This is a genomic window from Pseudomonas sp. ok266, assembly GCF_900110195.1.
In the GTDB taxonomy this organism is placed as follows: Bacteria; Pseudomonadota; Gammaproteobacteria; order Pseudomonadales; family Pseudomonadaceae; genus Aquipseudomonas; species Aquipseudomonas neuropathica.
Genome location: NZ_FOCU01000015.1, coordinates 24906 through 37184, shown reverse-complemented (window position 1 = coordinate 37184; position 12279 = coordinate 24906). Strand labels below are relative to the sequence as shown.

Annotated in this window: 8 protein-coding genes; all 8 read right to left on the bottom strand. The window is 60.7% G+C overall.

Annotated features, from left to right (window positions below):
* Window positions 1–150 precede the first annotated feature (150 nt).
* Window positions 151–3744: a glycosyltransferase gene (locus BMY54_RS25305; RefSeq protein ID WP_093439600.1), complete on the bottom strand. Its 3594-nt coding sequence runs from the start codon at window positions 3742–3744 to the stop codon at window positions 151–153.
* A gap of 108 nt (window positions 3745–3852) precedes the next feature.
* A complete protein-coding gene (locus BMY54_RS25300) occupies window positions 3853–5421 on the bottom strand; it encodes a flagellar hook-associated protein 3 (RefSeq protein ID WP_093439595.1) in 1569 nt (522 codons plus the stop codon).
* A 13-nt stretch (window positions 5422–5434) separates the two neighbouring features.
* A complete protein-coding gene (gene flgK, locus BMY54_RS25295; RefSeq protein ID WP_093439590.1) occupies window positions 5435–7480 on the bottom strand; it encodes a flagellar hook-associated protein FlgK in 2046 nt (681 codons plus the stop codon).
* 24 nt (window positions 7481–7504) lie between these two features.
* Entirely contained in the window at window positions 7505–8797 is a 1293-nt protein-coding gene (gene flgJ / locus BMY54_RS25290; protein WP_093439586.1) for a flagellar assembly peptidoglycan hydrolase FlgJ, read from the bottom strand.
* Window positions 8798–8808: 11 nt separating this feature from the next.
* Entirely contained in the window at window positions 8809–9897 is a 1089-nt protein-coding gene (locus BMY54_RS25285) for a flagellar basal body P-ring protein FlgI (RefSeq protein ID WP_093439582.1), read from the bottom strand.
* Between the two features lie 27 nt (window positions 9898–9924).
* A complete protein-coding gene (gene flgH, locus BMY54_RS25280; RefSeq protein ID WP_034153262.1) occupies window positions 9925–10620 on the bottom strand; it encodes a flagellar basal body L-ring protein FlgH in 696 nt (231 codons plus the stop codon).
* Window positions 10621–10672: 52 nt separating this feature from the next.
* On the bottom strand, window positions 10673–11458 hold the full coding sequence (gene flgG, locus BMY54_RS25275) for a flagellar basal-body rod protein FlgG (protein ID WP_016984271.1): 786 nt from the start codon (window positions 11456–11458) through the stop codon (window positions 10673–10675).
* Between the two features lie 45 nt (window positions 11459–11503).
* Window positions 11504–12244 (bottom strand): flagellar basal body rod protein FlgF, encoded by a 741-nt coding sequence (locus tag BMY54_RS25270; protein WP_093439577.1) that lies wholly within the window; start codon window positions 12242–12244, stop codon window positions 11504–11506.
* Window positions 12245–12279 lie beyond the last annotated feature (35 nt).

The following is a 12279-nucleotide window of genomic DNA, read 5'->3' as shown; positions in this document are numbered from 1 at the left end:
AGGAGCAAGCGTTTTTGGTTACTTTTTAGGCGTTTGTAAAAAGTGACCCGCCGTAAGGGCGGAACCCTAATCAGCAACCCCCGCAGCAACGGATACACCCCCAAAACCCCAAGAGCCTGGTCGGCCCAAAGGCCGCCAAGCCCGGCTCGATCAATCCGCCAGCCAGCCGTATTCCCAGTAGCGCAAGTTATCGCCGCGCAACACGTAATCGCGCAACACCACCTCACGCAATTCATCGCCCATGCGATAACTGGCATCCGGATCGGCCAAGTGCATACGGATCGCTTGCAGCCATTCATCCGTACTGTTGGTCTTGATCCGCGTGCACGGCAAATAACCGCGATAGGCCTCGGTATCCGTACAGATCACCGGGTAACCGCAGGCGCCGTATTCCAGTAGCCGCAAGTTGCTCTTGCAGTCGTTGAAGATATGGAACTCCAGCGGCGCCAACGCGAGATCGAGGTTGAGACTGGCCAGTTTTGCCGGGTACACGTCCAGACCGATGACACCGTGGAACTCATGCATGTAGGGACGCAAATCATCCGGGCACATGCCGAAAAACACCCAGTCGACTTCATTGGCCAGTTCACGAACGACCTCGGCGATCACCGCCAGATCACCGTGGTGACTGGTGCCGCCGCCCCAGCCGACCCGCGGTTTCTTCGAGGTCCGACGCTGGCTGCGCAGGTGGCCCCACAAGTCCTTGGCCAACATGTTAGGGACGACACGAATGTCGTGGTGCATGTCCGACAGCACATTAGCCAGCGGCGCGGTGGATACGACCGCACGATCACACAGCCCGATCGCACGGCGCACCATGCGCTCCATGTCCTGCTTGCTCGGCATGTTGCGTATGTGCGCGTTGCGGTGGGGAACGTCGATGACGTAGTCGTCGAGTTCGAAGATCCGTCGAGCGTTGAAGTACTTTTTCAGCGGTGGGATTTCATCGATGGCGTACTCCGAGTAGCGCCCTTGCAGAACGATCACATCAGGCGACTGACGTTCGATGTCGATGATCGACGGCAAGCCGTAGCAAATGCGCCCTTCAGCCCGATTGGCCGCTTCCAGCTCGATCATCGGCTGGCTCATGCGGTAATGGCCGATGGCCGAAGCGTTGATCGGCACCACCAGCAGATTGGGCAACTGCGCCTTGGAGAATGCACTCCACCCCGTGCGCAGTCCCGGCTCCAGACTGAAGTTGGTGGCGCCCACGCCCTGCAACGTCAGGTTGACGTTGTAGGCCGGGTCTCGCGCCACCAGCGGCAACCAGCGCTGGTAAAACGTGTCCCGCTCCTCGGTGTGCAGCGCTTCTTCCTCCGGTGTCGCCATCGCATTTGGCCGCGCACCCACAGCCAGGATCGCATTGGGGTTCAACACCACCAGATAACCGTCGCGGCCAACGCGCAGACACAGGTCCACGACATTGAGCGTTTGTTTGAGGTCCTGCTCGTCCAGCCCGCCGGCGGCTGCGAACACCGACTTGCGAATCATCAGGCAATCACCGCCGACGGCACTCAGGTCATGCACCGCCTGCAGGCGATGCATGTACCCTTCCGACTGCATCGGCTGGCCATAGAACGGCAACCCGACCGGCCCGTTCAAGCCAAGAATCAGCCCGGCGTGCAGCACGCCGCCGTCCGGATTGAACAACTTGGCGCCAACCACCCCGACTTCCGGGCGTTGCGCATGATTGAGCAGTTCGTCGAGCCAGTCGTTCCGGGTGATCACCGCAAAGGCGTTGAGCATCAACACATACTCACCGCGCGCCTGGCTGACGGCATAGTTGTGCACCGCTGCTGCGTTACCCTTTTGCGGGTAGCTCAGCACGCGAATCCGCTCGCTGCCCAGTTGTGCCATACCGTCCAGCCAAGCCAACGCTTCAGCGCTTTCGCTGCCGTTATCGACCAAGAGCAATTCGTACTCGGTGTAGTCGGTCTTTTCCAGCAATGTCTCGACGCAGCGTTGCAAGGCAGCCGTCTGGTCCTGCGTGACAATGACCACCGACACCAATGGGCGCCGGGCATGCTGATAGTCGACACGATTGAGCAGCCCGCCGTTACGGTCGCGAATGTCGTGAGCAATGCCAAGGCGTTGCAGATGCGCTTCGAGGATTCGCGGACTTTGCTGCGCAACGCCAGGATCAGTGAGCCATTGCGACAGATCGAATTTCGACTCCAGCAACACTTCAGCAATGTGCCCGACGACTTGCAGGCCATCGCTTTCAACCATGCGCCACAGCACATCGTGGGGCGCGAGTTCGGCGAACGTCGAGGTAAAACCACCAAGCGCCAGGAACCGTTCGCGCTGGAACGCCAGCGCACGTCCGACGTAAGGGTAGCTGCGCATAAGGTCGAGGTTGAAATCCGGCTTGAACGCAGGCTCGGCCGACTCACCATCGCGCAGACTGCCTTCGTCGCTGTACAGGCATGTCAATGAGCTTGCGTGCGCAATGCGATCGGCCATCACCAACAATGCTGGCGCCACCGGGCAGTCACCTGGCTGCAACAGATAAAACCAGTCGGCGCCTTCCAGTTGCGGCAGCAGAGCGTTGATCTGCTCCAGGCCGTCACCCTGCAACGGCATGTGGAACACCCGATCGTCCAGCTTCGCCTCGCTGCAAGCCGTGGACAGCAGCAGAACCAGCTCCGGCGGGTAATCCTGAGCGGCGAGTGCCGCAAGGGTGCGCTTCAGGCCATCGCGACTGCCTTGGGGATCAATGATGATCGGTACGATGCGCGGTCGGTACGGCCAGCCAGCGAGGGTTTCCGGCAGCCATTGGCGCTGCGCCTCGGTCAACACCCGAACCGCCAGCCATTGTGCATAGAGTTCGCCAAAACTGAAGCTGTCGACTCCGACCCCTAGCTCCTGACGGCTCTGCTTGGTGCCGAGGGTACGGCTCAGCGGCAGTTCTTCCCAGACCCGAGGTGTCTCATCGGCCTTGGTCAACGGCACATAACGCACCCAGCCCGGCGCCGGTGCCGACTCGCCGCTGCGGACCTTGAGCATTTGCGAGATCCACTCGCGCTCGATCTCCGCCGCGTCTTTCATCGGTTGCTGCGCGCTCAGACGCTCGGGGTAGAGACGCTCGGCACTCAGTACGTTGTTGGAGACCACCAGATTGCCGCGCCGCAACAGACAGACGTACAAGGCAAAATCCAGCGTCGCAACGAAGCAGGCACCCTCCTCGGTCAAGGCTGGCAAAAGCTCCACAACATCGCTACGGCGAAACAGCGCACTACTGAATCCACCCAGTACGTTGACCGGGAATTTTTCAAAGATGCTCAGTACATCGTCGCCTTTGAGCAAGCCACTGGCCGGCGACAATGAGCTGTTTTCCAGACGTGCGGGCAGGATGATGTCGTTGGCATCCCACAACAACCGTTGCGCTACCACCAGACTGACTTCGTCACGCCGCAGCTCGTGGGCTTGCTGTTCGATACAGGCCGAATACAGCAGGTCATCGTCACACAGGAATTTGATGAACTCGCCCCGGGCTTGCTCAAGGCAGGCCTTCAGGTTACCGACCAGTCCCAGCGTTCGTGGGTTGCGCACGTAACGCACGGCAAAGCCGGTCTGTTCCGTCACCCGCGTAACGATGTCTTCAATCTCGTCGCCACGATTGTCATCGCACACGATGATTTCAAGATTGGCGTAATTCTGGCTGACAGCGCTGTTCAGCGTCCGCTCGAAGAAGCGCGGATTGAAGGCGGGAATGACAAGACTGACAAGAGGGAGTGAATTCACGGCGGGCTCACAGGCGGTGCGAGCCCGCTCGGAAAAGCGAGCCCTTGATACCGCTAAAAAACATGACTGAGTGGCAGGGTAAACGGGCGCTTACGCGCCCGTTGAGGATCAGATCTTGTTGAACAGACCCAACTGGCTGATCTTGCTGAACGCAAGCTGCGAAGCTTGCAGCATGGTCTGCTGCAGGGTCAGTCGCGTCATCACTTCAGCCGGATCCGAATCGCGAATGGAACCTTGCGTGGTGGTATTCGCGGTGCTCAGACTGTCATTGGTGGTGGCTTGCATTTCCAGCGCCTGACCACGAGCACCAATCTCGGTCACCGCAGCGCCGATTTGATTGTTGGCCGCGTCGATGTTGCCGAGGCCCGCCTCCATGGCGCCCTGGAATTTCTGCTTGGCCACCGGATCACCATCGATCGGTGTATTCAGAGCAGTAATCATCTGACCGAGGGTGTCGAGCACGTTCTGGGTCTGGTGATCATTTGGGCGGATCGAGAACTGATCACCCGTGGCCGGTGCGCTGCCCAGAGCAAAGGTCACGCCTGCCGCCGTGGCGTTGCTACCGGCCACAGTGCCCGAGGACACCGGTTTGCTGTCCGCAGTCACCGGCGCGGCATACAGATCGAATGCGGTGGCGCTGGTGAACTTGAGAACGGCGCCGCCCTGCGGGAATGCCGCGGTGTACGCTGCCTGGTCAGTGATGCTCGAACCGGTAATCACGGCGGTCGACGGGTTACCCGGGCTGCGCGTGGTAGTGAACGAGTCAGGCGCGGTGGACAACTGGAAGCTGTGGCCGGCAATGACCGCGTCCGGGTTGGTATCACCAGCCTTCAGGTTGATGTTCAGCTTCATGTCGACGCCACGGAAGCTGACCGTCTGGTTGGCACCGCTGCTGTTGCTGACCAAACCGTTCTGGCTCGCCTCAGCCGTCACGTCGTTGCCAAGGGCATCGGTGATTTTCAGCTGGGTGCTGCTGAGGAAGCTGACGGTATACGGCTGGCCAGCGGTGAACTTGGAGTTGTAAGTGGCTACGGTACCGATCGTGCCGTTGGACAGTACGACGCGACCGTCATCCACTGCCGGTGCGGTCATGGCGACGTTGGTACGCGCGGTATTGATGGTCTGCTGGAAAGCAGCCCAACCGGTGGTGTTGGTGCCGATCGTCATGCCATCGCCGATGCCCAGATTGATCGTGGTCTGGTCACCGTTGTAGCTGTAGGTGCCGTCGGCATTCTGCGAATACGGCGCGGTGTCGGTCTTCGAACCAGAGAACAGGTAGTTGCCGCTGGCATCCTTGGCGTTCATCAGACCCAGCACTTGTTGCTGGATCTGGCCCATTTCCGAAGCGTAAGCCTGGCGGTCCTTGTCGGTGGCCGTGCCATTGTTGGCGGCCAGGGCGAGTTCCTTGGCGCGGGCCAACGCGGTGGTGATCGAATCCAGCGTGGATTCTTGCACGGTCAATGCACTTTTGGTGCTGTCGACGTTGGTCTTGTACTGATCGAGCATCGCGGCCTGCTGGCCCAGTTGCAGCAAGCGCCCGGCACCGATCGGATCATCGGCGGCGGTATTGATGCGCTGCAGGCTGCTCGCCTCGCTGGCGGTGGCGACGGCCTTGTTGAAGTTACGCTGATAGTCCGACGCTTGCGTGCCGTAATACTGGGCGGTGGAAATGCGCATGAATTACGACTCCTTAAAGGCTGTTGATCAGCGTGGCGAAAGTTTCCTGCGCAGCTTTGATGATCTGCGAAGACGCTGTGTAGTACTGCTGATATTTGACCAGGTTGCCGGTTTCTTCATCCAGGTTGACCCCGGACAGCGAATCGCGCGCGCCTTTGGCGTTATCCAGAATCGCCGAGGTCGCGGCGCTGTCGGACTTGCCTTGGGCGGTTTTGGTACCGACGTTGGTCACCAGCTTGTTGTAGGCGTCAGTCAGGCTGATGCCCTTGCTCGCCGAACCGGTATCGACGGTCTGCGCCGTTTGCAGGGCGACCAGCGATTGCGCGTTGCGGTTGTCCGAAGACGCCGCACCGGTGAGATTCATGGTGAAGGTTTCGCCGGACTTCGGCGTGCCGCCAACGGTGGTCTGTACGGAGAATGTCTTCTGCACGTTCGGCGTAACACTGGTGTCCATCACCGGGTTGCCGCTGGCATCGACGATGCCGACTTTCAGGTCTAGCGTGTTCGATTGACCGGGAACGATAGTGCCGCTGCTGATGAGGCCGCCCTTGGCATCCACAAAGGTGTAGGACTGGCTGCCCCCGGTGACCGCACCAAACACCAGTTTGACCGGCGTCGAGTTCTTCAGCGCCGCTTGCATGTCAGCCTGGGCAGTCGGGTTGTAGATATCGATTTTGCTGTTGAGCGTCGGCTGGGTGAAAGTGCCCAGACCGTTGGCGCTCGCCACACCGGTCAACGGACCGGCCGCAGCGATTTTCTTCGGATCGGTGAGCACTGTCTGGATGCTCGCCGCCGCATTGCGGGTCGGCGTGACTTTGAAGCTGTCACCAGCGCTCAACGCACCACCTTTGAGCGCGAGGGTGAAACCGTCGATCACTGGAGGTGGATTGGTCGTCGTGCTGAACGCACCCAGATCGGTGCCGTCGGAGCGCTTGACCGTGTAGTCAGTGGCACTGGTGAACGTCACCTGATAATCGCTGGTGGTCAGCTTGCCGGTGTCCTTGATGGTGACATCGAGGTTACCCGAACCGGTGCTGTTACCCGACTGCGCGATGCTGCGCGAACTGATCAGCGCGGCACTGTTGATGTTGTTGAAAATCGCCGCGCCGAAGTCACCGTTCTTGTCGATGCCCTGGGCTTGCTGACTGTTGACCTGATCAGCGATCACCAGCGCCACGCGGCCCAGCTCGTTGAGCGACGGGTCGAGGACTTCTTTGCGGTAAGTCAGCAGGCCGCCGATTTCACCGCCGCTCATCGCCGAGGTGATGTCGATGGTGCTCGAACCGCGATCCATCTGGATGGCCATGCGCGACGGGTCGTCTTTGCTCGCGACCATGCTCAGCGTGTTGGTGGTGTTGCCGATCACCAGCGGCTGGCCGCTGCCGATGTAGACGTCGAAACTGGTGCCACGCTCGACGATTTGTGCACCCGTCAGTTCGGAGAGCTGGCGCACGGCTTCGTTACGGCTGTCGAGCAGATCGTTCGGCGCACCGCCACTGGTGGAGATCTCGCCGATTTTCTGGTTCAGGTTGGCAATCGAAGTGGCCAGTTTGTTCACCTGGGCCGTCATGTCGCCAAGGCTGCCGTTGATGGTGGTGTTCTGGTCGTTGAGCTGTTTGGCGATGGTATTGAAGCGACTGGTCAGCGCCTGCGCACCGGTCAGCACCGATTGGCGGGAGGTGTCATCGGTCGCCGACGTCGAAACGCCCTGCATCGTGGTGAAGAACTTCTGCAGCACACCGGTCAGGCCGGTGTTGGTGTCCGACAGCATCGAGTCCAGCGGTGTGGCCTGCGCCAGGTAAGCAGCCGATTCGCTGTCGAGCGAAGTAGCGGTGTGCAGCTGGCTTTCCAGGTAAGAGTTATACACCCGGCGCACGTCGGCCAGGGTCGTGCCCGTACCGATGAACACGGTGCCGAACTGCTGCGAGGATTTGGTGCCCTGCACGGTTTGCTGACGTGAATAACCGGCGGTGTCGACGTTGGCAATGTTGTTGCCTGTCGTAGCCAAAGAGGACTGGCTGGCCGACAGTCCCGACATCCCGATATTGAGCAAACTCATGGTTCAGACCTTATACCTTGTGCCTTATAAAGGCGTGGTGGATACACCCGCCGCAGCGTAGTTTTGGAAACTGTTCATCTGCTTGGCAATCTGCGAAATCTTGCTTGCGTAGTTCGGGTCGGTGGCGTAACCGGCCTTCTGCAACTCGCGTACAAACTGTTCTGGGTTATCGGCAGACTTCAGCACATCTTGATAGCGATTATTGCTCTGCAGCAAAGTCACCAGATCGTGGAAGCTGTCCTTGTACGAGGCGTAGGAACGGAACTCGGCCGTCTCCTTGACCATCTCGCCATTGCGAAACTCGCTGGTGATCGCCCGGGCCGAATCACCCTTCCAGTTGCTGCTCGCCTTGATGCCGAACAGGTTGTGGCTGCTACTGCCATCCTGGGCACGCATGACCGACTTGCCCCAACCGGTTTCCAGCGCCGCCTGTGCCACCAGATAACGCGGATCGACGCCGATGCGGTCGGCCGCTTCCTTGGCCATCGGCAGCATGGTGTTGACGAATTCGTCGGCGGAACTGAAAGCTTTCTTCGCCGGCGCCAGTGGAATCTGCGCCATGGCGCGACCGTAGACCTGCATCTGTCCGCCCGAGGCCTTCTCGGTCTCGGCGCGGGCCAGCCAGTCGCCGTTGTACAACGGGCCGGCGCCAGTGGTGGCAGCGGTTGTCGCACGCTGCGGCAATTGATTGGCGGCCGCCGGCGTCGCCGACGGCACCAGACCTGCGAGCAAACGATCGGCCAGTTTCGGCGGCAAGGCCAGCCGACGCTGATTGATCAACGCCATGTCATTGCGGTGGGAAATATCGGTGTTCGGTGCATTTACCGAACGCGAGGCCCACAGCGGACGCTCACCATTGAGGCGCGACAACGGGCCATTGGTGGCGACAGTGCCCGCGGCAATCGGCGTCACCACGGCAGCGGCCTTGGCCTTGGCTTCTTCCTGCTTGGCCGCGGACGCGGCAGCAGCCTCGCCCGGCGCCATCGGTTTGTTCTTCGACATCTGGCGCATCAGCACGTCAGCCAGACCGATACCACCCCCCTCGCGAGACATGGAAACGGCCAACTGCTGGTCGTACATTTCCTGATACTGCTTGGCCGCTGGCGTGTTGAGCGGATTGTCCTGGCCGAGCGCTTCAGTGGCCGAGCGCATCGACTTGAGCATTTCGCCAAGGAACAGCGATTCGAACTCCTGCGCCACTTTGCGCATGTTCGCATCGCTGTTCTTGTCGCCGACCTTGAGTTGGTTCAGACGATTGAGGTCCGAGTAGGAACCCGAATCGCTGCTGCTGACCATACCGCTCTTGCGCATATCCATGATGGTCGGCCTCAGATCACGATCAGGTCGGCTTGCAACGCGCCGGCCTGCTTCAGTGCTTCAAGGATCGCCATCAAGTCACCCGGTGCCGCGCCGACCTGGTTCACCGCACGGACGATTTCGTCGAGGGTGGTGCCCGGGCCGAACTTGAACATCGGTTTGGCTTCCTGCTCGGCATTCACCCGCGAGCGCGGCACGACAGCGGTCTGGCCATTGGACAGCGGGCCGGGCTGGCTGACAATCGGGTCTTCGGTGATGGTCACGGTCAGGCTGCCGTGGGTCACGGCGGCTGGCGACACTTTCACGTTCTGGCCGATGACGATGGTGCCGGTACGCGAGTTGATAATGACTTTCGCCACCGCCTGACCCGGATCGACTTCGAGGTTTTCCAGGATCGACAGGTAGTCGACGCGCTGGCTCGGATCGAGCGGCGCAGTGACACGGATCGAACCGCCGTCGATGGCTTGCGCAACGCCAGGGCCAAGCATGTCGTTGATCTTGTCGACGATACGCTTGGCGGTGGTGAAGTCGGAACGGTTGAGGTTCAGCGTCAGGCTGTTGCCCTGGTTGAAACCGCTCGGCACCGAACGTTCTACCGACGCACCGCCCGGGATACGGCCGGCCGACGGAACGTTGACGGTGATCTTCGAACCGTCACGCCCTTCGGCATCAAAACCGCCGACCACCAGGTTGCCCTGAGCGATGGCGTAGACGTTGCCGTCGATACCCTTGAGCGGGGTCAGCAACAAGGTGCCGCCGCGCAGGCTCTTGGAGTTACCGATCGAGGACACGGTGATGTCGACCTGCTGACCCGGCTTGGCGAACGCAGGCAGATCGGCACTGATCGACACCGCCGCAACGTTTTTCAACTGCACGTTGCCCGATCCCGGCGGCACCTTGATGCCGAACTGCGAGAGCATGTTGTTGAAGGTTTGCAGGGTGAACGGGGTTTGCGTCGTCTGGTCACCGGTGCCGTTAAGCCCGACCACCAGGCCGTAACCGATCAACTGGTTGGAACGCACGCCGGAAATGCTGGCGATATCTTTCAGCCGCTCGGCGTGGGCACCACAGGCTGCGGACATCAGCGCCGCAGCGAGCATGAGGCTCTTGAAATTCAAAGTCGCCACCTAGAAAGGGAACAGCGGGCTGAGGAAGAAACGGTCGAACCAGCCTGGCTGACTCGCATCGGCAAACGAGCCGGTGCCCGAGTAGGTGATGCGCGCATCGGCGACACGAGTCGACGACACGGTGTTGTCAGTGGCGATGTCATCGGCACGCACCAGACCGGCAATCCGCACCAGCTCATCACCGGTGTTGAGGGTCATCCACTTCTCACCGCGCACAGCAATGATGCCGTTGGGCAAGACGTCGGCCACAGTCACGGTGACCGAACCGGTCAGGGTGTTGCCCTGCGCGGCCTTGCTGTCGCCCTTGGTGGCGCGGTCGCCGCTGTAGCCAACGTCCAGACTCAGATCGTTACCGCCCAACGGGTTGTTGGTGGTACCGCTGCCGCCGAACAACGAGGTCAGACCGATACCGGTCTTGCTGTTCTTGGCCACTTGCGAGTTGGCGTTCTTGCTCGCCTGGGTCTTCTCGTTCAGGGTGATGGTGATGATGTCACCGACCCGGAAGGCCTTGCGGTCGCTGTACAGGTTCTGCTCGAAGCCGGCCTGATAGATCGAGCCGTTATTGGCGGCAGCCGGCAGCGGCGTGCGCGGCAACACCGGGGCGTAGTAAGGGTCATTGGGCTTGGGCGTCGGAGCGACGCAGCCCGCGAGCGAGACGACCCCACTCAATGCCAGAACAGATACAAAGCGATTCATGACCCTACCTCACGGTGTTGCAGGCGACCTCATGGCCGCCTCATAGACTTGATTACAGATTCTGCGTTACGAACGAGAGCATCTGGTCGGCGGTGGAGATCACCTTGGAGTTCATCTCGTAAGCGCGCTGAGTGGTGATCATGTTGACCATCTCTTCAACGGTGCTGACGTTGGACGTTTCCAGGGTGTTCTGCAGCATGGTGCCAAAACCGTTCAGGCCCGGCGTGCCGACTTGCGGGGCACCCGATGCAGCGGTTTCGAGGAACAGGTTGTTGCCCACCGCTTGCAGACCGGCCGGGTTGATGAAGTCGGCGGTTTGCAGGTTGCCGATCACTTGCGCTGCCGGGTTGCCGGCGATGGTTACCGACACAGTGCCGTCACGGCCGACGGTGAAGGTCTGGGCATCGTTCGGAATGACGATGGCCGGCTCCAGAGCGAAACCGCTGGCGTTGACGATCTGGCCGTTGGAATCGAGGTGGAAGGTACCGTCACGGGTGTAGGACGTGGTGCCGTCCGGCTGCAGGATCTGGAAGAAACCGCGACCGTCGATGGCCATGTCCAGCGGCTGCTCGGTGGTTTGCAGGCTGCCGGCGGTGAAGTTTTTCTGGGTGCCGACGATACGCACACCGGTACCCACTTGCAGACCCGACGGCAGTTCGCTGTCCTGAGTCGACTGGGCACCAGGCTGACGCTTGATCTGATAGAGCAGGTCCTGGAACTCGGCACGATCACGTTTGAAACCCGTGGTCGACACGTTCGCCAGGTTGTTGGAAATGGTGGTCAGGTTGGTGTCCTGGGCGGACAGACCGGTTTTGGCAACCCATAGAGCCGGAAGCATTCGATTCTCCTCGTGCGCCTGTTTTTCGGCGCGACGTTCTGATAATTAGCTGATCTGCAAGACCCGAGCCATGGCCTGGTCGTCGTCTTTGGCGGTGTTCATCATCTTGACGTGCAACTCGAACTGCTTGGCCAGAGCCAGCACCGAGGTCATCTCTTCAACGGCGTTGACGTTGCTCGACTCGAGGAAACCCGACACCAGTTTGACGTTGGCATCGGCCGGCGCAGGCTGGCCGTCCTTGGTGTAGATCGAGCCGTCGAGGCCCTTGTTCATGTTCTTAATGTCCGGGTTGACCAGCTTGATCCGGTCGACCTCCGCCATGACACGAGGGCCTTCGCCCATCGCACGAATACTGATGGTGCCGTCTTCACCGACTTCGATCTGCTGCTCGGGCGGCACGGCGATCGGACCGCCATTGCCCATCACCGGCATACCGTTGCCGGCGCGCAATACGCCGAGGGCGTCGACGTTGAGGCTGCCGGTGCGCACGTAGCTTTCGCCGCCGTTCGGGTTCTGCACCGCGATCCAGCCATTGCCGGTGACGGCGACGTCGAGGTCACGACCGGTCTGCACCAGCGAGCCCGGGGTGAAGTCGGTGGCGGGCCGTTCGCTCATGGCAAACGCACGCGCCGGAAAGCTGTCACCGAACACCGGCATCGAACGCGCCTGCTCCAGGTCGCGCTGAAAGCCGTTGGTGGAGATGTTCGCCAGGTTGTTGGCATGAGCCTTCTGCGCCAGTGCGTTCTGGCTGGCGCCGGTCATTGCCACATAAAGGTACTTGTCCACACTCTTTCCTCTGCATGCCGGACGTTTGCCGCCCA